The 20,851-nt window shown below is 37.6% G+C and carries 21 protein-coding genes; 14 read left to right on the top strand and 7 right to left on the bottom strand.

Translation table 11 applies throughout. The features are described 5' to 3' along the window. Window positions 1-199 precede the first annotated feature (199 nt). Window positions 200-1,099, top strand: coding sequence for a hypothetical protein (locus MKY46_RS06590; protein ID WP_036127666.1), 900 nt, complete (start codon window positions 200-202; stop codon window positions 1,097-1,099). A 449-nt stretch (window positions 1,100-1,548) separates the two neighbouring features. Here MKY46_RS06590 and MKY46_RS06585 read toward each other — a convergent pair whose 3' ends face one another. Beyond that, the gene (locus MKY46_RS06585; RefSeq protein ID WP_036127669.1) at window positions 1,549-2,145 is read right to left on the bottom strand and encodes a TetR/AcrR family transcriptional regulator; all 597 of its coding nucleotides are present in this window, start codon (window positions 2,143-2,145) and stop codon (window positions 1,549-1,551) included. A 116-nt stretch (window positions 2,146-2,261) separates the two neighbouring features. Between MKY46_RS06585 and MKY46_RS06580 the strand changes: the two genes are divergently transcribed. The 4 genes from MKY46_RS06580 (at window position 2,262) to MKY46_RS06565 (ending at window position 5,709) form a co-directional block, all read left to right on the top strand. Next, window positions 2,262-2,990: an ABC transporter ATP-binding protein gene (locus tag MKY46_RS06580; protein ID WP_036127672.1), complete on the top strand. Its 729-nt coding sequence runs from the start codon at window positions 2,262-2,264 to the stop codon at window positions 2,988-2,990. Further along, complete coding sequence (locus tag MKY46_RS06575; RefSeq protein WP_340833862.1) at window positions 2,987-4,003, top strand: ABC transporter permease; 1,017 nt, start codon at window positions 2,987-2,989, stop codon at window positions 4,001-4,003. Before MKY46_RS06580 ends, MKY46_RS06575 begins: the two co-directional genes overlap by 4 nt. Before the next feature lie 133 nt (window positions 4,004-4,136). Then, window positions 4,137-5,009: an ABC transporter ATP-binding protein gene (locus MKY46_RS06570; RefSeq protein WP_036127678.1), complete on the top strand. Its 873-nt coding sequence runs from the start codon at window positions 4,137-4,139 to the stop codon at window positions 5,007-5,009. Next, window positions 5,002-5,709 carry a hypothetical protein gene (locus MKY46_RS06565; protein WP_036127682.1) on the top strand — a complete coding sequence of 236 codons (708 nt, stop codon included), beginning with the start codon at window positions 5,002-5,004 and terminating at the stop codon, window positions 5,707-5,709. The genes MKY46_RS06570 and MKY46_RS06565 overlap by 8 nt, the downstream gene beginning before the upstream one ends. A 50-nt stretch (window positions 5,710-5,759) precedes the next feature. On the opposite strand, the gene MKY46_RS06560 is transcribed toward MKY46_RS06565, so the two are convergent. Further along, on the bottom strand, window positions 5,760-6,494 hold the full coding sequence (locus MKY46_RS06560) for a DUF4184 family protein (RefSeq protein ID WP_340833860.1): 735 nt from the start codon (window positions 6,492-6,494) through the stop codon (window positions 5,760-5,762). A 69-nt stretch (window positions 6,495-6,563) separates the two neighbouring features. After that, the gene (locus MKY46_RS06555) at window positions 6,564-7,010 is read right to left on the bottom strand and encodes a DUF523 domain-containing protein (RefSeq protein ID WP_340833859.1); all 447 of its coding nucleotides are present in this window, start codon (window positions 7,008-7,010) and stop codon (window positions 6,564-6,566) included. 129 nt (window positions 7,011-7,139) lie between these two features. Here MKY46_RS06555 and MKY46_RS06550 point away from each other — a divergent pair, with 129 nt between their 5' ends. From MKY46_RS06550 to MKY46_RS06530, 5 genes are all read left to right on the top strand, one after another. Further along, the gene (locus MKY46_RS06550) at window positions 7,140-7,625 is read left to right on the top strand and encodes an NUDIX hydrolase (RefSeq protein ID WP_340833858.1); all 486 of its coding nucleotides are present in this window, start codon (window positions 7,140-7,142) and stop codon (window positions 7,623-7,625) included. A 325-nt stretch (window positions 7,626-7,950) separates the two neighbouring features. Continuing rightward, window positions 7,951-9,012: an iron-siderophore ABC transporter substrate-binding protein gene (locus MKY46_RS06545; RefSeq protein ID WP_036127692.1), complete on the top strand. Its 1,062-nt coding sequence runs from the start codon at window positions 7,951-7,953 to the stop codon at window positions 9,010-9,012. A gap of 1 nt (window position 9,013) precedes the next feature. Beyond that, complete coding sequence (locus MKY46_RS06540; RefSeq protein WP_170829786.1) at window positions 9,014-10,048, top strand: FecCD family ABC transporter permease; 1,035 nt, start codon at window positions 9,014-9,016, stop codon at window positions 10,046-10,048. After that, window positions 10,045-11,076 carry a FecCD family ABC transporter permease gene (locus tag MKY46_RS06535; RefSeq protein ID WP_058843291.1) on the top strand — a complete coding sequence of 344 codons (1,032 nt, stop codon included), beginning with the start codon at window positions 10,045-10,047 and terminating at the stop codon, window positions 11,074-11,076. The genes MKY46_RS06540 and MKY46_RS06535 overlap by 4 nt, the downstream gene beginning before the upstream one ends. After that, window positions 11,076-11,876 (top strand): ABC transporter ATP-binding protein, encoded by an 801-nt coding sequence (locus MKY46_RS06530; protein WP_036127699.1) that lies wholly within the window; start codon window positions 11,076-11,078, stop codon window positions 11,874-11,876. Before MKY46_RS06535 ends, MKY46_RS06530 begins: the two co-directional genes overlap by 1 nt. A 515-nt stretch (window positions 11,877-12,391) precedes the next feature. On the opposite strand, the gene MKY46_RS06525 is transcribed toward MKY46_RS06530, so the two are convergent. The 3 genes from MKY46_RS06525 to MKY46_RS06515 all read right to left on the bottom strand — a co-directional run bounded on the left by MKY46_RS06525 (window position 12,392) and on the right by MKY46_RS06515 (window position 15,032). Next, entirely contained in the window at window positions 12,392-12,907 is a 516-nt protein-coding gene (locus MKY46_RS06525; protein ID WP_089932095.1) for a DUF6886 family protein, read from the bottom strand. Window positions 12,908-12,921: 14 nt separating this feature from the next. Continuing rightward, window positions 12,922-13,662 carry a class I SAM-dependent methyltransferase gene (locus MKY46_RS06520; protein ID WP_340833856.1) on the bottom strand — a complete coding sequence of 247 codons (741 nt, stop codon included), beginning with the start codon at window positions 13,660-13,662 and terminating at the stop codon, window positions 12,922-12,924. Window positions 13,663-13,847: 185 nt separating this feature from the next. Then, window positions 13,848-15,032, bottom strand: coding sequence for a YbfB/YjiJ family MFS transporter (locus MKY46_RS06515; protein WP_340833855.1), 1,185 nt, complete (start codon window positions 15,030-15,032; stop codon window positions 13,848-13,850). Between the two features lie 116 nt (window positions 15,033-15,148). Here MKY46_RS06515 and MKY46_RS06510 point away from each other — a divergent pair, with 116 nt between their 5' ends. The 4 genes from MKY46_RS06510 to solA all read left to right on the top strand — a co-directional run bounded on the left by MKY46_RS06510 (window position 15,149) and on the right by solA (window position 20,239). Beyond that, on the top strand, window positions 15,149-16,039 hold the full coding sequence (locus MKY46_RS06510) for a LysR family transcriptional regulator (protein WP_340833854.1): 891 nt from the start codon (window positions 15,149-15,151) through the stop codon (window positions 16,037-16,039). Window positions 16,040-16,229: 190 nt separating this feature from the next. Beyond that, window positions 16,230-17,597, top strand: a complete 1,368-nt coding sequence (guaD, locus tag MKY46_RS06505; RefSeq protein WP_340833853.1) for a guanine deaminase — start codon at window positions 16,230-16,232, stop codon at window positions 17,595-17,597. 48 nt (window positions 17,598-17,645) lie between these two features. After that, on the top strand, window positions 17,646-18,995 hold the full coding sequence (locus MKY46_RS06500) for a uracil-xanthine permease family protein (protein WP_036127721.1): 1,350 nt from the start codon (window positions 17,646-17,648) through the stop codon (window positions 18,993-18,995). Window positions 18,996-19,123: 128 nt separating this feature from the next. After that, the gene (gene solA, locus MKY46_RS06495; RefSeq protein WP_036127723.1) at window positions 19,124-20,239 is read left to right on the top strand and encodes an N-methyl-L-tryptophan oxidase; all 1,116 of its coding nucleotides are present in this window, start codon (window positions 19,124-19,126) and stop codon (window positions 20,237-20,239) included. A 47-nt stretch (window positions 20,240-20,286) separates the two neighbouring features. On the opposite strand, the gene MKY46_RS06490 is transcribed toward solA, so the two are convergent. After that, window positions 20,287-20,850, bottom strand: coding sequence for a 5' nucleotidase, NT5C type (locus MKY46_RS06490; protein ID WP_036127725.1), 564 nt, complete (start codon window positions 20,848-20,850; stop codon window positions 20,287-20,289). Window position 20,851 lies beyond the last annotated feature (1 nt).

Here is a 20,851-nt window from a genome sequence, read left to right as displayed (position 1 = left end):
TGTGTCCCCCGCTATCACTTATGTATCAATACATTCCCACTGAGAACGACTTTTTTCCTCAAGAGTCATAAAAGATTAAAAGGTCCATTGTTCTAATGATTATTTCCTACATAAAATAGGCATACAATTGCTGCCAAACGAATAGAAACCTATATAGAGAACAATTAGTCATGGGAAAAATAAAGTGGGGTGTGAAAGGATGCTTAAAGTAAATGATGCAAAAGAAATGGTACTTGGAATTGTGCAAGATGACCCATTGTTTGTTGCACTACAACATACGCCTTTAGAGGAGAATCTTTATCAGGATGCTTATTTAACGGATATCGATGAATCCAAACACTATACAATAGCAGAAGTCGCGGGCTGGTTTGATATTACAGACGCTATGCTTCGCTACTATTTAAAACCATTTGAACAATACATTTTTGACAATACATCGCCGAACGTGAATGGTAATATTCGTTTAAACCTACCTGCTATAGTAAGGCTAAGAATGATTTTATTATTGAAGGATGAGTATCGTGTGAGGGGGATAAAATTATTGCTAGGCATTGATGATAATGGTCAGTTGCTGAAACATCAAATTACCGCAACGACTATGGATTCTGATGATTTATCACATAAAATTGATGTGCTTGGAAACGTCCTACAGCAGATGATCCAAACCGGCCTCTTTCAGATTTTGCCAGATGAAGAGCAAGGAACATTACAAGTAAACATCAATCAGGATTTTCTTGCTCAAAACATTCAGCGATTATCCGCAGACTCCGCTCTTCAAGTAGAGGAAATTCAAAAAGAAACAGTAGAACTGAAACAAGAAAATGAACATCTCCAACAGCAAATTTCAGAGCTACAAGAAAACAGTGTGAAGGATATTGTGCAGAAGATTAGAGAGCGTCATATAGAAAATGAGATTGTATCTACTTTGCGAACGGAAGCATTACGGCTTTTTTCAGAGAAGCATAAAGTAAGTTTTTTCACTAAAATGTTCAAGTCAGCTCAAATTGAGATGGATAAGGAGCAATTTGTGCTAAGCTATATTTCTCAGCATTTAGAAGAACGCTTGGAAGTGGCATTGAACGATTATTATGACAAATAAATTTGAACAAAGGGTTATCAGCAGAACATGCGTGAGACTAGCTAAAAGGCTCATCGTCATGTTCTTTTTTATATGCGCATAATGCGCTAGCTATTTATACTCCTTACTATTACTACCTTGGTGACAATCTTCGAAATGTTGTTTTCTCATGAGCTAAACATAACAAGGCTATTGTTGCAAAATTTCGGTCTATGTTTGTTGTAGCAGTAAGGCTTTAAAACTTGCTATGCCTATCGTGCTGGAATTTTTAATATCTTTTATCACATTGAAGCACTTAATAATAGGGGGCAATCTATACATTGTTCGGTTCAAATAAAATTCAACTAGATTGCTCTTACCGGTGGATGCTTGGCAGTCATTTTCTAATTGGTGTACTTTGCGATAGTTTAGCTAGTCATTTTTTCGTTAAACGAGATTGACAATTATCATCCCCAACCGCTACAGTGCCGTTAACTATTGGCTACTACATTTCCTAAAAATCGTAATAATCGAAAATGGAGGGCGACCATTTCTTCTACCGTTAAATTTTCATTGCCTTTGTCAAGCCACTCCTGAATTACACCCAGAATGGCAGATGCGATAAAGGCTTGTAAGTATTGCTGAAATTCTGGATCCTTTACTTCCTCACGAATCACTGATAATCTGTCCAAAATATGATTGCCAAAGATAGTTTTCATCTTTTGTGTAAAAGCAGGACTTCCTTGCTCTCCTAATAACATACGAAAGGCTGTTGCATGCTCTTTTATACATGTTATCACTTTAATAAAGGGTTGATAGAATTGACCCATTTTTAATGTTTGGAATGCTTCCACTGGTTGAACATGTTTGACATAGCGTTCTAATTCCATTAATAGCTCCTGTTGCAAATCCTCCATTACGTCATATTTATCCGTATAATGTAAATAAAACGTTCCACGATTGATTTGGGCCGCTAACGCTAAATTTTTGACGGTCACACGTTCAAAGCCGACCTCCTCTACTTGCTGGATAAAAACCTTTTTAATGGCTTGCTTTGTTTCAAAATTCATCTTTTCATGTACAGACACAAACTTCCCTCCAGTTACTTAACACTTACAGGCAAACTGTTGATTGTATTTGTTCACATGCTACCGTAAAATTTTTATCAAATCAACATAGTGTTCAGTGAAGGAGTGAGATCCATATGGGAAACCATGCAATCTCTATTAAAACCCTTGAAAAAAGATTTCAACATAAGCAAGTTATTGCCCCCCTTACCTTAGATATTCCCAAGGGACAATTGATGGGCTTACTTGGTCCGTCAGGCTGTGGAAAAACAACGCTAATTAAAATGATTATGGGCATGCTAAAGCCTGATAATGGCACTATTGAAGTATTAGATTTAGCTGTTCCACATAAGCAATTATTGAATGATATCGGCTATATGGCACAGTCAGATGCACTTTATACGGATTTAACTGGTGAAGAAAATCTACATTTTTTTGCCAAGCTTTATTCATTATCGAAGGCGGAGCAAATGGAGCGTGTAGCCTATGCCGCAAGCCTTGTTCGTTTGACCGATGACTTACAGCTTAAAGTGATGAATTATTCTGGAGGTATGAAACGTCGGCTGTCCCTTGCCATTGCCCTTATTCAAAATCCTAAGGTATTGATTTTAGATGAGCCAACGGTTGGCATTGATCCTGTTTTAAAAAAGGAAATTTGGCAAGAACTTATTCGTTTAAAAGAACACGAACATAAAACGATTTTAGTGACGACACATGCGATGGATGAAGCGGAAAGATGCGATCAATTAGCTATGCTCAGAAGCGGGCATATTATTGCACAAGGGACACCACAGGCATTAAAAGCCTTTTATCAGGCAAAAGATTTTGATGAAGTGTTTTTAAAGGCTGGAGGTGACGTACAATGAGAATGGGTGCTATCGTCACAAGAATCATACAACAAATGAAACGAGATAAGCGGACACTTGCTTTATTATTTTTAGCCCCACTTCTTGTCTTGTCATTAATGTATTTTATTTTCAATAGTAACGAGGCTTCTGTCACACTTGTCGTCTCTAATGGTCCCGCACTATTGATTGACAAATTGAAAGAGACGGATTTTACAATTATTGAAGACGATGATTTTTCGAAAAAACAGCTACAGGACAAAGAGTATGATGGATGGCTAGCAATAGAGCAAAACGAACTAAAGTTAACTTTATTAAATGATGATCCTTCCCAGTCAAAAGCTTTAACAATGCAGCTTGCTCAACTTTTACAGACTTCTCAAGACTCCATAGGTAGTTTAGAAACAGACTATGTTTATGGTGATAAGGATACGGCCATTTTTGATATATTTAGTCCCATGCTCATTGGCTTCTTCGTATTTTTCTTTGTCTTTTTAATTACAGGGATTGCCTTGTTAAAGGAACGAACATCTGGGACATTGGAACGTTTACTTGCAACACCTATCAAACGCTCAGAAATTGTAGCAGGCTATATGGTCGGTTATGGTTTATTTGCCTTCCTACAAACAATTATTATCGTACTGTTTGGCATCTATGTGCTTGATATTGTCCATGTAGGCTCCATTTGGCTTGTCTTACTCATTAATATGATGATTGCCCTTGTATCGTTATCCTTAGGTGCCCTGCTTTCAAGCTTTGCCGCTTCAGAATTCCAAATGATGCAATTTATTCCGCTTGTTATTGTTCCACAAGTATTCTTTTCAGGCATTTTTCCGCTTGATAGTATGGCGGAATGGCTTCAAAATATTGGACGTATCATGCCACTTTACTACGCAGCGGACGCATTAAATGGGGTTATGTATAAAGGTTATTCCTTCAATGATATTATAATGAATCTCAGTATTCTTGCTTGTTTCGCTGTAGTATTTATTACCTTAAATATCATTAGTTTAAAAAAATATCGGTCGCTGTAAAAAATACAGTAAGGTTCTGTTCATCATCAACAGCTCCTTACTGTTTTTCAATAAAAATGGTTTCTTTTGCCATACATACTACAAATCATTTACAATGAAATGAATGAATTTCAGTATAAGTAGGTGCAGATTGATGAACATATTGCTCGACGCACGAAACATCACTAAGCAATACAGAGGTACTTCCATTTTAGAAAATGTCTCCTTTACCATCTACGACAATCAAATAATAGCTATTGTTGGAAAAAACGGATCTGGCAAAAGCACGCTCTTAAAAATGATTGCTGGGCTTATTACGCCAGACAATGGTTCCTTTATGTCTTCTAAACAAGCTTTAAACATTGGCTATGTACCAGAGGTTGCCCCTTCCACTATTCTATTTACCCCCAAGGAATATCTTCAGCATATGGGGCGAATCCGTGGGATGGCTAAACAAAAACTTTTATCGAGAATAAATGATTTATTAATACTATTTCATCTGGAAGATGTACAGGATACTAGAATGACCCATTTTTCTAAAGGTATGAAACAAAAAATAATGATTATGCAGGCTATGCTCAACGAAACGGACTTGTTAATATTAGATGAACCTTTATCAGGGCTGGATTTGCAAACACAGAATGATTTGGAAGAAACACTGAAGACGCTCAAACAACAAGGGATGACGATTATCTTATCCTGTCACGAAACAAAGCTACTGGAGCATGTCGTTGATACGATTCTAATGATTCACCATAAAGAAGTGATGCAAACGGATTTATCTGTTACTCCTACAACCTACAATCAATTAATTTTTGAAATTTCGAATATTACATACATAAAAGATCTATTACATGTAACGGAAATACAGCAGCAATCACCATTAGCGAATGGTTTTTATGAAGTGATTGTCCATATCCAAGCACAGCGTACTGACCATCTTTTACAACAGCTACTTGATAAAAACGCTTCTATTAAACAACTCATACCGATCAATGATAAGGAGAAGTTCATACAACATGATTAGTTTAGGCCGATATCAGTTACAAAATTATTTGAGAACCTATCAGTATATTCCACCTTTTTCTATTTTTATTTTATGTCTTGTTGTTAACTACACATTCGTCCCAAACCCTATATTAGATAGCTTTTCATTTACCTCTATAATCCTCTTTTTCCTGATGGGCTGGTTTACCGTCACACTATTTCATTCAGAGGATGAAGGGCAAAAAATGATAACGATATTACATGCAAATGGTGCGACATCTTATCATTTCAGCCTGTTTATAATTGCCATTTTGATTGCTTTTAGCTTAAGTATGGTTTCTGTTATTTATCCCACAGCTATCCATGCTTTTGCCGAGGAACCAAGCTTTACACACCTATTTCTTGGATTTCTCTCTCATGTTAGCTTAGCGATTTTGGGGATTGCTCTCTCTGCTATCTTTACAAGAGAGCTTGTCAAAAATAAACAAAACACTTGGTGGGGAGTCATTAGCGTCTTATTATTAACCTTGGTAGTCGCAACGTTAAAAGATTCAATCCCGCAAATGAAAGGTCTTATTTTGGTTCTACCACCACTCCATCTTTCTTTAGAAATAATGACTGTTGGCGATCAAATAAAATCCATCCCTAGTAAGTTCTATTGGCAGTTCATCTGGATACTAGTTTATGCTAGCTTCGTTATCTATGTATTTTTCTTTTTATCCAAACTGAAAAGGAGGTAACGAACAAAAGGACTCCCACTTAAAGGAAGTCCTGTCATGCTCGTTATTATTTATTTTTGCCAATATGTTTTCAATAAACAAATGGTTAGCAAGCTACAGAAAAATGAATCAATCATACGGACCACCCATACACCATAATTGCTAACTGATACCCCATCTATAATAGACCAGCAACATACATAGAAGATTGCTAATCCAAGTACCTGTATCCAGAAAAATAATTTTTGTTTAGGATGAATAGTGAGCAATGCATTCGTTGATTGATGGGCTGCTCTAACATAGACATAACCGATAATCAACGTAATGCCTACTAAAGTACTGCCATGCTGTAAGTATTTATAAAGGGGGAATTGAAAACCGAAAATGGGCATTGTTTCTGATAAAATAGATAGATACGAAACCATAAATCCATTTTTATGTGTAAAGGAATCCCAAATGACATGTGTGAGCATACCCAAAAACGCTGAATAACCAAAGACAATGACATTGAGTCGTTTACTCCTGGAAGTTGTTTGGTTAGCTGTATCCTGTAAACATACTGGTAAATGATGAACTACATGCTGCCGAACATACTTACAATAAAGGATGTAAATCACAATAATAAGAGGTAAATTAAAAATGAAAAATCCCGTTAAGCTATGACCTATCTCACCTATTGGTCTACCTCTAAAAAAATACTCAAAATCAGGTGCCATACTTCCTAGTACAAGTGCTGAAAAATGGATGTACTTACTTCGTCTTGAAAAAGGTAAAATTGCGGCTGGATGTGCGAATGTTAATGGCATATAAGCCACCTCCCACCAGTTCAGACGTTTCTAACTGACAAAGGTTACTCTCTCGTTAAAACCGATCTTTCATAAAAATTGCTCTTCTGATAGAACCTCAATCCCATGCCTTCGTAGTAATGCTGTAGTTACCCCTTCACCCAATAATTTAGTACCATTGAACGCCCCATTATAAATCATTGCACTACCACAAGATGGACTATACTCCTTTAAAACGACCAGAGAGGCGTCTACTTCAAGTGCTTTTTGTAAAGTCGCATAGGCTCCTTTTAAATACAGCTCTGTGACATCACGCCCAGTCCTTTCAATAACGGTTGCTTTGCCATCAAGTACATCCTCTCCATTGCCTCCCACAATTTCAGCAGGCTCCCGAGGGGTTGAAAAACCGCCCATCAGCTCTGGGCAAACAGTAATCGCTTTATTTTCTAACATAAGCCTTTGTATTTTTTCATCTAAACTGTTGGTGCCATTATAACGAACACTTAACCCTGCTAAACAAGCACTTATTAATATCACAGCGATTCTCACTCCTTCAACTATCTTTATTAACTATAACACGCATACAGGATGCAATTTTGACGTGATAGAATGATTTCTTTGATACAATATTTTTAGTAACGACTAAATAGAAAAGGAGAAACAATTTTGGCTGAATTTACAATTTGTTTTCTAAAGAAGGGTGAACAAATTCTTTTATTGAATAGAAATTACCCAGCATGGATGGGAGCCTGGAATGGTGTAGGTGGTAAAATTGAACAGGACGAAACGCCATTAGCAGGTGCTATACGAGAAATTAAAGAAGAAACAGGTATTACGGTTGAAGAAATTACTTATAAAGGAAAAATCACATGGACAGATGGTGTTGTTAACTATGGCTGTATGTATGCTTTTATAGCAGAACTACCTGAATCTTTTACATATATAACACCTATAAAAGTTGCAGAGGGTATTCTTGATTGGAAGGACCTTACTTGGATTTTCCACCCTGAAAATGTTGCCATTGCAGATTTAAAACATTATTTACCAACAATGCTCAATGAGGCAACTAATTATGATTACAACTTCACTTATCAAGACAAACAATTAGTTCATATTTCTTCCACACCAATCGAACAAACATCTACAGTCTAATAGACAAGGAAGCCTCGTCCATGCAATAAGTGTAGGACGGGGCTTGCTTTCTAAACGTCTCTTCTAGGAAAAATTCGTTACATATACCAATTTAGGGATGTGTAATTAAGGATAATAGTTTAAGAATTCTCAACCAAGAAGTGCGGGGCATTTCCGCTTTTTTCTAGCTCAGTTTTTATACCGAATATCGTATAATTGTGATAAAGCAAAAAAACATCAAAAATGCAAAAATATTTGTTGACTTTTACTGAAATTAGCGTAATATTTTTCTCTGAATGATAAGGATTATCATTATCATTTTTTAAAATAAAGTGAGGTAAAAAAAATGTCAAAAATTAAAAATTCTATGTTCATAGTAATGCTTTTATCATTAATGGTTTTAGCTTTAGCAGCATGTTCTGATTCATCTAATAAAGACACTGCTAAAAAAGAAGAACAAACAAAAGACAATACATCAGAAACTACTGATGAACAGCAATATCCGATTACAATTAAACACGCTTTTGGTGAAACTGTTATTGAGAAAAAGCCTGAGCGTGTAGCAACAATTGCTTGGTCTAACCATGACGTTGCACTATCACTTGGTGTAGTGCCAGTTGGTTTCTCTGCAGCTAACTATGGTGTACAAGATGGTAGTGGTATGCTTCCTTGGACTGCTGAAAAATTAAAAGAGCTTGGTGAAGAAAATCCGAATATTTATCAAGATACTGACGGTTTAGACTTCGAAGCCATTGCTGACTCTAACCCAGATGTCATTCTTGCTGCATACTCTGGTATTACGCAAGAAGAGTATGAGACATTAAGTCAAATCGCACCTGTTGTAGCCTATAAAGAAACTCCTTGGGTAACTTCTTGGCGTGACCAAGTTACATTAAACGCTCAAGGTATGGGTATGGAAGCACAAGGTCAACAATTAATCAAAGACACTGAAAAATTGATCCAAGATAAAGTGAATGAACATGCTGCTATTAAAGGTAAAAAAGCTGCATTCGCTATGTTTACTCCAACAGATTTATCAAAATTCTATGTTTATACACCTGCAGATCCACGCGGTGAATTCTTAATGGAATTAGGTATGGAATATCCTGAAAGCGTTACAAAACAAATTTCGGATGATAGCAGCTTCTATATTGAATTAAGCGCTGAAAATGCAGATGCTTTAGCTGATGTAGAAATCTTTATTGCTTACGGAGATGAAACAACTTTACCAGCATTACAAGCTGACCCAATTTTAGGGAAAGTACCTGCTATTCAAAATGGGAATGTTGTTGTTATTGGTGATAATACGCCACTTGCAGCTGCTGGTACCCCTAGCCCACTATCAATTGCCTATACAATTGATGACTATTTATCATTAATCTCAGACGTAGCAAAAAATATAAAGTAATATGAATAAGATACAAGCTACCGAACAGAAACAGTTATTTATCCCTAAAAATTTCGCTAAAGTTTTGCTTTTTCTTATCATTTTTCTTGCGTTATGTGTAATTGCTTCGCTACTATTCGGTTCTCGTACAATTGGCTGGACTGGACTAATGGATGGCTTGTTCCATCCTGATGTTCAGTCACATGAAGCCGTTGTTGTTCGAAAACGAATCGTCCGAACAATTTTTAGTTTACTGTGTGGTGCGGCATTAGGCGTTTCTGGGGCACTAATGCAAGCCGTTACACGTAATCCAATTGCAGATCCAAGTATTTTGGGGGTAAACACAGGGGCATCACTTTTTGTCGTTTGTGGTATCGCCTTTTTAAACATTAGTTCAGCCAATCAATATATATGGTTAGCAATAGCGGGTGCCATTATCACTGCTATTTTTGTATTTGGAATAGGCTCTATGGGTGCAAGTGGTGCTACACCATTAAAGCTTGTACTTGCAGGGGCTGCTACAAGTGCCATTTTATCTTCATTAGTCGTTGCGGTTATGATTCCGCGTACAAATGTAATGGATCAATTTCGATTTTGGCAAGTTGGTAGTGTAGGAGCTGGAAGCTGGGACGCTATTCAGCTATTTATTCCATTTTTAGTTGTAGGCCTATTGATTGCCCTCTTCACTGCTCCAGCACTAAATGCTTTAGCACTCGGGGATGAAGTGGCAACTGGTTTAGGTGTTCGTACTGGTACACTACGTATGTTTGCAGCACTAGGTGGCGTTCTTTTATGTGGGGCTGCTACCGCTCTAGCAGGACCTATTGGTTTTATCGGTTTATTAGCAACTCATGTTGTCCGCCTTATTATAGGACCTGATATACGCTTTATCCTTCCTATGTCTGCCTTAACAGGAGCAATTATTTTAACGTTTTCAGATGTTTGTGGTCGACTTCTCGGCAGTCCTGGTGAGCTAGAGGTGGGTATTTTAACAGCCTTTATTGGTGCCCCTATCTTGATTTTAATTACGATGAAAGCGAAAATGCGTGCGTTATGATGAATGAAACATTGATATCCATAATGAAAGGCAGACAACGAAGAAAAAGACGCTTTGTCATAATAACTTCTGTATTGACTGTTATTTCCATAATACTGTGTTGCACAATGCTAATGCTTGGTAACACGATTTACCCTGTTGAAGATGTTATCCGTGTTCTCCTTGGCCAACATGTACAAGGTGCCTCTTTCGCTGTAGGCACAATTCGATTACCACGCATGTTAGCTGGTACATTTGCTGGCTTTGCATTTGGTGTTGGAGGTTATATTTTCCAAACTATGTTGCGCAATCCTTTAGCAAATCCAAATGTTATTGGTATTACAGCTGGTTCAAGTGCTGCTGCTGTATTTTGTATTATTGTCCTGCAAGCAAGTAATATCGTTGTATCCATCGCTTCAATTATTGGCGGTTTAGCTACTGTCCTAATTATTTATGCTTTATCAAGAGGCTCTTCTTTTTCAATTGGCAAATTAATATTAATCGGGATTGGTATTCAAGCAATGCTAAATGCATTCATCTCTTATTTAATGCTAATTGGCAATACACATGATATTCCAAGTGCCATGAGATGGTTGAGTGGGAGCTTAAATGGTGCGAAAATGGAGTCACTCTATCCATTAATGATGATCGTCATTGTATTTACACCTGTACTGTTATTTTTCGGGAAGCATTTAGAAATGCTTGAGCTTGGTGAACAAACATCCACCTCTCTAGGTGTAGACACAAACAAAACAAGAATCATTTTAATGCTTTGTTCTGTATTAATCATTGCACTTGCTACAGCAACTACAGGACCGATTGCCTTTGTTGCATTCCTTGCTGGACCAATTGCCAAAAAATTAGTTGGTGTCGGGTTTTCAAATATACTTCCAGCTGGTCTAATTGGTGTTATTTTAGTATTGGCTGCTGATTTAATTGGTCAATTCGCATTTACAGCTAGATATCCAGTAGGTGTTATTACAGGAATCATTGGTGCACCTTACTTAATTTACTTGTTAATTCGAATCAATCGAAAGGGAGATATATGATGAAACCAACACATACGCTTCAGGCTGAACATATAACATCTGGTTACGAGCAAAAGACGATTTTAGAAAATGTCAGCATTGCTATTCCAAGTAATAAAATTAGCATTATTATTGGTGCGAATGGTTGCGGAAAATCTACATTATTAAAAACAATGGCACGCCTGATTAAGCCAACTGGTGGTCATGCCATGCTAGATGGCAAATCCATTCATCAAATGCCGCCAAAACAATTAGCTCGTGTGTTAGGACTTTTACCTCAGTCCCCTATCGTTCCTGAAGGAATTACAGTTGCCGATTTAGTTGGCCGTGGTCGATTTCCTCATCAAACATTATTTAAAGGTTGGTCCAAACAAGATTATGAGGCAGTTGCAGAAGCTCTTGAAATGATGAACATTACAGAGTTTGCTGACCGCAATATCGATGAACTTTCAGGTGGTCAGCGTCAACGTGTGTGGATTGCTATGGCATTAGCGCAACAAACTGATATTTTATTTTTAGATGAGCCAACAACATTTTTAGATATTACATATCAAGTTGAAATTTTAGATTTACTAACAGATTTAAATAAAAAATATGGTACAACCATTGTCATGGTATTACATGACATTAATCTTTCTGCCCGTTATGCAGACTACTTATTCGCATTAAAAAATGGTCGTTTACTTGCAGAAGGTTCGCCAAAAGATATTGTGACAAGCGAGTTAATTAAAGATACATTTGACTTAGATAGCATGGTTATTGAAGACCCTGTTTCTAAAACACCTTTAATTGTTCCTGTTGGCCGTTATCATGCTGTCTAGTTATAAAGGGAATGTTGTTGAAAAAGGATCATGTTACTAGCAGAAAAAGACCTTTTAGCAAGGCGAGGGGCTAATGTCCATTCCGCCAGCATCCTTTCCAGGGGGCGTCCGTTGAGCCGCTTCACTTACTGCGTTCGCTCTAGTGTCTCGTCTGTGACATTAAATCCCCTAGGAGTGGTGCTGATTCCACTTCAATCAACCATTCTGCAAAAGTATCTTTTCCTTTTTCATTCAGTAGTGAACACCACTATGAACGATATACCTAAACCCTTTAAAACTACCTCATTTTGATCGTACTGGAAGACGAGATTGAAAATTTGTTAGAGTAGTACTTTAAATATCTTTCTCCACATCCTGCATCTAATACATGCTTTCCATCTGGCTCTTCCACCAAAGGATAGATGGTAGGGTTCAATGAATATCACCCTGCTTCTCGTAATTAGCTGTATACCTTTATCTAATTAATAGACAAACAAGCCTCGTCCATGCACTAGCAGCATGACGAGGCTTGTTCTTTAGTGTCTTGGCTGTGCAAAGCGCATCCTGCACATCGACCAATTTAAGCTTGTATACTGGATTTCGTCATGGATATCCCACAAGCGATCCACTATTCGCAATTCAACATTCCGTTCCAATAATGCTTTAGCTATATCGTTAACCTCAGAGACATTAATGGGCATTTGTATTAATTCACTTGTATAATAACCTGCATTATCATCCAGTAATGAGAATCCATTACTATCAAACTCATATAGGTAAAGTCTCGTATTCTTCAATACTTCAAACCATTTGTTTTCAATGACCACTACATGAGAAGCTTGTGCTAAATAATGCCCTCTATCTTGCTCTGTTGTTTGTACCCCTGCATGAAAGCAAACACGAGGACAATCTCTCGGCGTTAAATAATTTGGCAAGCATCTCTCATTGATGGCCCATACAAGCCCTTTGGTTGCATCTAAATCTGCTCGCTCAGGTAGTCGAGGATGAAACATCGTAATAGTAGGGTTCTCACTGACATGAAATAAACGCATGGATTCACTCTCCTTTATTTTCTAAGTTTAAAGACGATAAAATCTGCACAATGCAAATCTTCCTCAAATTGAGGATACTTCTCTAGCATGTCTTGTGATGGCTTTGGCTCTACAATAGCTTCAATGGTAAAGCCACTTTGAATAATGGCTTGCACATAGCTTGTTAATGTACGGTGATACAGCACAATTGAGGGGTCAGCATCTAGTTGTTGGTAAACCCCTTCATAAAAATAACGCTGGATTTTCCAATACTGTTGATCTAGCTGCTCATGTCTTATCCATCCACTATTTGGTGTCACAAAACATGGATGCAGAATTGAAAAAATAAAAATGCTATTAGGTTTCAAAAGACGATACATTTCATGCAATGCAGCCTTGTAGTCCTCTAAATCTTGAAGAACCATATTTGACACAATACCATCAAATTGCTCATCTGCTAGAAACGCTAAATTTTCACAGTTCCCGTGTAAAAATTGAATAGCTTCCTGCTGTTGTGTTCTTTCCATAGCAATATCCAGCATTTTTTGTGAAAAATCAACAGCCGTTACGCTTGCCCCTTTCTTCGCTAATAACCTACTTAAATATCCTTCTCCACATCCTGCATCTAATACATACTTTCCATCTAGCCCTTCCAGTAAAGAAAAGATGGTGGGATTTAACAGTACTACACGATGATTGTCACCCTGCTCATCGTAGGTAGCTGTATACCGCTCTGCATATTGATTCCAACGTTGAATAGCTTGTTCTGTGTTCATATAAAGTCCCCATTTCAATGTAGAATCGTAACGTTACGTCCTTTGTGCACTTATCTATTTTTCCATATAAAGAAAAAAATATATAGACTTTTATTATATTTTTTAATATCATGTAGATAGAGGCACGGCTTCTTTAAGTAAATGATAAAGCCAGAAATCCAAATAGGATTTCTGGCTTTTATGCGCTATATAGAAATTGTATGTTCTGCAACAGCTTCTTTTTTTACAGTTAGCCATCTACCAATTACCATAACGAGCAATGCAAAAAACACGATGACACCAGCAAATACAAGTGCTGCTTTATAGCTACTATAAACTTCAACCAGCTTTCCTGCGACGATCGGTCCGATAATTTGTCCAAAAGCATAAAAGGTTGTTAATAAAGATACAACAAAACCGCTCTGTGTTGGGAAAAGCTGTCGTGCATAGGAAGTAGTTAACGTGACAATTCCTACAAAGGTCAGACCAAATAAAAATGATGCTAACAATACGCTCCATACAGTTTGTGAAAATACGGGTAATAGGATGCCAATCACTTGAAGTATGTATGCCACAAACAAAATTTTTATCGCTGAAAACTTCTCCAATAAGACTGTCCAAACAGGTGCTGATGGAATAGCTGCAAGTCCCACAATAACCCAGCTGTAAGAGGAGTAAGCTTGGAGAGAAGGGATATTATGAATAATATCAACCAAAAAAGTACCTGTAATAATATAGCCTAATCCCTCTAAACCATAGGATAGAATCAGCCATGGCATAAAACCTCTTGTCATTTTGGTATCGAGCGTTTTCATCACTTTTATGCTGTCTTGAACTTCTAAATTTCTCCACAGAATAAAGGTAATGAGTAAAAAGATAGCTGATAGCATACCTAAACCTAGCCATGTTCCCTCCCAAGCAAATTTCGCTTCTATTGCAGGAACACATAAGCCAGAAATAGCAATTCCCAAACCAATGCCACTAAATACATAGCCAGACCATCGCGATAATGAATGTCTCGCCAAATAATCCATCATAATGCTAGACGTTAAAACAAAAATAAGCCCACCTGTAATGCCTGCGATTAAACGGAGAACTAGCCATACAGAATACACCTCTAGCAAGCCCATTAATCCCACCGATAGAACATTGAAAACGACACTTGCCAATAAAATATTTTTACGTCGACGATGAATAAATCCTGCCCATAATGCGCCAATGAAATAGCCAATATAATTGCTTGAAGCCAAAAATCCAGCCACCTCTAACGAAAATCCTACATCATGACGCATAAATGGCAAAATCGGTGTAAATGCAAATCGACTAATTCCCATTGCGACAACTAGTAATAAAATTCCTCCAAAGACAACCCCCATATGCTGTCGAGTCATTTTTATCCCCCTCCCCTTTTTCCTACTGTAATTATAAGGATACAGAGCGTAAATTAATAAATCTAATATATAATGTATATAAAATCATAAAAAAAATTAATGAAAGGTGCTTGCATATGAATTTACACGCTTTACGGCTATTTACAAAGGTGGCTGAGCACAATAGTGTTTCCAAAGCGGCACAAACGCTTATGATTAGTCAGCCTGCTGTCACCATTCAAATACGAAATTTAGAAAAAGAGCTAGGTTTGACCCTGATAGAATCCAAAGGGAGAGGCATTGCATTAACACCAAATGGCACGTTTTTATATAAACAGGCACAGCGATTATTTGATTTAGAAATCGATATTGAATATAAAATTGAACAACTGAAATATACAGGCAATGAGGAATTACAAATTGCCTCGACGCATGTGCCTTCCCATTTTTTACTGCCCAAATGGTTGGCTCATTTTAAACAAATTTATCCAGCAACAAATCTCCATTTAAAAACGGCTAATTCACAGCAAGTCATTGAGAAATTATTGCATTATAAAGCTGACTTAGCCTTTATCGTTAAAGAAGATGGCCATCATCCTGATATTAATTATCAATTTCTGATGAATTTAGATTATTGGTTTATCGTGCCATACAGTCATCCATTAGCAGGTCAAACGGTTTCCCTCGCAGAACTTATGGAACAGCCCTTTGTGACAAGGGAAGACGGGAGTTCCACAAAAGAATATTTAAATGCTTTATGTAAAGTGCATAAAATTCCCCCACCGAAAGTAGGACTGCAACTAGATGGAATTAATGAATCGATCCATGCTATTGCAGCAGGTTTCGGAACAATGCTAGCTCCGTCCATAGCAGCTTCTAGCTTTATCCAGCAGCAACAAGTTGCCCGTGTTTTTATTAAGGATATTGATATTCAACGTCCTATCTATCTTTGTACACGAAAAAATGAACAGCACCATTCCCCCTCCTTTCATAACTTTCTTCATATCATCAATGAATCCATTCTATAAAAAGAAGGCACGCTAAAACATGTGCCTTCTTCTCATCCATCAATGCTTGTCAAAGCTGTAAAAATGTAGTTGGAAAGCTTCTTTTTTCTTTCATAAACTCATCAATATTCGTTTTTTTATAGACTTAATAGTTTATATAGCCTATAATAATCCGTGTTATTATCAATAAACGAACATTAAGGTGGTTTTTATGACTGAATATACGTATATTTTCAAAGGGACAGCTTTTACTAGTAAATCTGCTACTGAAGTTCAAATTTTAAAAGATTATTTGTTTTTCATAAATGCTGACGGCATGATTGATAAAGCAGTCGGTCCAGAACGTACTGATTACCAACAACTATTAACTACATATCAACATCAACCTAATTTCCATCCATTAGCTGAAGGTCAATATTTCTTACCAGGATTTGTTGACTTGCATGTTCATGCACCACAATGGGCACAATCGGGTACAGCCTTAGACATTCCACTTTATGACTGGCTAAACACCTATACGTTCCCAATCGAATCAAAATTTTCGGATTTAACGTTTGCACAAGAGGTTTACGAGGATTTAGTGAGCACGTTGCTTGCCAATGGCACAACAACATCCTTATATTTTGCGACAGTTCATAAAGAAGCTAGCATACTATTAGCTAAAATCTGTGCTGAAAAGGGGCAACGTGGCCTTGTCGGAAAAGTGGTCATGGATGATCCTGAGCAAAATCCCGATTTTTATCGAGATGCAAACACACAAACCGCATTAGCTGATACAGAAGAGTTTATTTTAGCGGTAAAAGAATTAGCGAAAACAACTAAACAAGGTGTTTACCCCGTGGTCACACCTCGCTTTATTCCAAGTTGTACAGATGATGCCTTAATAGGCTTAGGTGATTTAGCAGCGAAATACGATACTCATATTCAATCTCACTGTAGCGAAAGTGACTGGGAGCATGGTTATGTCAGAGAGAGATTTAATAAGAATGATGCAGTAGCCTTACATGATTTTGGTTTATTAGGTGATAAATCGGTTATGGCTCATTGTAACTTTTTAAGTAATGATGATGCTCAATTATTTGCTGAAACAGGCACTGCCATTGGTCATTGTCCAATCTCTAATGCCTATTTTGCTAACAGTGTGATTCCAATCGCCCACTTCCATGCAATGGGCATTGATATTGGATTAGGCTCAGATGTTTCAGGGGGATTTTCTCCAAGTCTTTTTGATAATGCAAGACAAGCTGTTATGTCATCAAGAATGTTAGAGGATGGTGTCGATACAACCCTTGCAGCTGAAAAACGAGGTGTGCCAAATTCACGTATTACCATTAATGAAGCCTTCTATCTAGCCACTGCTGGTGGTGGTGAAAGCTTAAGCCTTCCAATTGGGCGTTTACAAGAAAACTATACATGGGATGTACAAATTATAGATACAAAAATCCCTACTGCTAAGCTTCCAATTTTTGATCAAAAGGAAGATTTACTCGATATATTCCAAAAAATAATGTATCTTGTACGCCCAGAAAATATCCGTGAGGTATGGGTGCAAGGAAGTAAAGTTCATGCGAGAGACTAGTCATTCTCTTATTCATTAAAAATCTATCATTTTGAGGTGTACAACTTCGTGAAAACGCAACATAGTAAACGAACAAACGAAACAAGAAAAACACAATTAACCGTGTTACCAGATGAAAAAATCTCGTTCAGCCAATCAGCTCTATTAGGTTTACAGCATGTCATGGCCATGGATGTTTACGTTGTGCCATTTTTAATTGCCATGCTCATTGGTCTACAAACAGGGCAGGCAGGTGCATTAATTCAATCCACCTTTATTGCGGCAGGAATTGCGACTATTGTACAAACCCATTTTTGTATGAAATTACCGATGGCACAAGGCCCTTCCTATGTTCCACTAGGGGCTATTGTTGGAATCTATGCGGCAAGTGGCAGTGGTGATTTAGGCTGGAGCACTGTGCTAGGTGCCAGCTTAATCGGTGCTATTTGCGTCATTATTTTAGGCTATACAGGCATTTTCAATAAAATTGTTCAAACATTTATTCCACCGATTGTTGGCGGTACGATTATCTTTGTTGTCGGTCTTTCCTTAATGCCTGTCGGTTTAAGTGATAATATTTTTAATGGAGCAGGTGCATCCATTAATCAGAACATCTATTTAGCTTTGATTTCAGCCATTGTATTAATCATTTGTGTCATGTTAGGGACAGTCTTCCACCAAAAAGGGCGTCTATTCCGTATTGCATCTGTCATCATTGCCTTAATCGGCGGCAGTATTGCGGCAAATAGGATGGGTGTTTTAGATTTATCTCCTGTATCACAAGCAAAATGGTTTAGTATGCCGCAAATTCCATTTGCAGATTTCGGCTTTAGCTTTAATATTTCAGCCATTATCACAATGGTCATTATTTATATTGTCTTAATGGCGGAAACAACAGGAACATGGTTTGCCATTAGCAATGTCATCGACAAACCATTAACAGATCAACAAATTAATCGAGGCGTTATTGGTGAAGGCATTGGCTGTTTTATTGCTTCATTACTAGGCTCTACACCTGTGACGGGTTACTCTACAAATGCAGGTGTTATCTCAATTACAGGGATTGCGAGCCGTCGAGTATTTATAGCAGCAGGTATTTGGTTTATCATCTTCGGCTTCTCTGGTAAATTAGCGGCACTTATTTCAGCCATTCCTTCAGCAGTCATTGGTGGTGTATTTGTCATCGTCTGTGGCATTATTGCCATTAGCGGATTACAGGTGATGAAAAATGAACATATTGGCGAAAAGGAAATGTATGTCATTGCGATTCCTGTCATTTTAACGTTAGCTCTGACATTATTGCCTGATGATTTCCTTTATTCACTACCTACAACCGTTCAATATTTATTTGGATCGCCTATCGCAACCGCTGCGCTAGTAGCGATTTTCCTTAATAAAATTCTACCAAGCTCAAAATAGCAAGTATCTACAATGCATAGCACCTCTAGTCCATTTGGATTGCAGGTGTTGTGCCTATTTATTTTCTAAAATTTCTGTTTCCCTCCCTGCTAATCTGTTATACTAGAGCAAAAAAGTAGGGATTCAGAATGGTATATGATGTCATAATAGTTGGTGCTGGCTCCATGGGGATGGCGGCTGGTTATTATTTAGCAAAGAAAGGTAACAAAGTTCTTATGCTAGATGCCTTTACTCCCCCGCATGAAGAAGGTAGTCATCATGGAGATACAAGAATCATTCGCTTTGCTTATGGTGAAGGGGCTAGCTATGTACCTTTTGTAAAAAGAGCTGGTGAGCTTTGGCAAGAGCTAGAGTCTTTAGCCAATGAGAACTTATTTTTACAAACTGGCGTAGTCAATATTGGAGAACCAACCTGTGACTTTATTCAGAATGTCAAGGCAAGCTCAGCACTCTATGATTTAGCACTCGAACATTATTCAGCAGCGGAAGCGATGAACAAATGGCCAGGGCTATTCTTGCCAGAAGATTTAGTGGCTTGCTTTGAGCCGACAGCAGGCGTCCTTCGGGTAGAAGCATGTATTCGAGCATATCAAAAATTGGCGTTAGAGGCTGGTGCAAGCTTACAGACGAATGAAAAAGTACTTGCTATTCAAGCTGGAGAAATTGTACAGGTTCAAACTGTACATAACCTTTACAAAGCAAAGCACTTAATAGTAACGGCTGGTGCATGGGCAACCGAGTTACTACAAACGATGGGCGTAACCATCCCAGTTACCCCAACACGTAAAACGTTTGCATGGTTTGAGGCAGATGAGGAGCTTTATCGTGATGAAAATTTCCCAGCCTATTGCTTTGAATTTGCAGATTCAACCTACTACGGCTTTCCTAGTATTGATGGAGCAGGATTAAAACTTGGGCGACATGATGGTGGCGAAGTGATCAATCCAAATACTCCTTTGCGCCCATTTGATGATGCAGATCTTGTTGATTTACAAAATTTCATTCATCAGTTTATGCCCAAGCATGGTGCAATAAAATACGGCAAAACATGCAAGTATTCGATGACTCCTGATGAAGATTTTATAATTGACTTTTTGCCTAAACATCAAAATATTATTATTGCTGCAGGTTTTTCGGGCCATGGCTTTAAATTTAGTAGCGCTGTAGGGGAAGTACTAGCGGAATTAATTGTAGATGGCAAAAGTAAACAGGATTTATCAACCTTTAAGTTGAATCGATTTTAAAAAAATAAAGATTGGTACAACGAACGCATAATCGTTGTACCAATCTTTTATTTTTGTATCAGCACTTGAAACTCTTGCCAATCATATAAACGTGGAAGATTCACATGCTGGTTATAGGATTGATTTTTTAAAATCACCTTAGTTGTCACATCATGAAGTGTTTCCAGCACTGTTGGTTTATCATCTACATAAACATCTAACGCAAGCTCTTTTATAATATTGACTTTTTCTGCATCCTGCATTCCACAGAAAAAATGACCATCCGTTATTGGAAAACCTTGCGCCTCCATCCATGCTTTTGTTTGTGTACAGTATTGTTTGGGACGAGATGTAATATAGTAAATATCATGCCCTTGCGCCGCTAGAGCTTGGAGCGTTTTTATTGCCCCCTCAAAAGAAGGACAGTCCGTAAAATAAATCTCCTCCATTGTACTATTCCACATTGCATAACCTTCTTCGTCTGTTAAACCAAAAGGCTCATGTATTTCTACACGTTGTAAGGCTTGAAAGGTTTTAAAGGAAACATTTTTACCTAGTTTTTTATTATAGAGTAAAAAAGCGTGTGCTCGTAAATCAATTAAAGTGTCATCTATATCAAAGCCAAATTTCATC

The organism is Lysinibacillus sp. FSL M8-0355 (assembly GCF_038008985.1).
Lineage (GTDB): Bacteria > Bacillota > Bacilli > Bacillales_A > Planococcaceae > Lysinibacillus > Lysinibacillus fusiformis_D.
The sequence above is the reverse complement of the archived record's forward strand: the minus strand, read 5'-3'. Positions and strand labels throughout refer to the sequence as shown.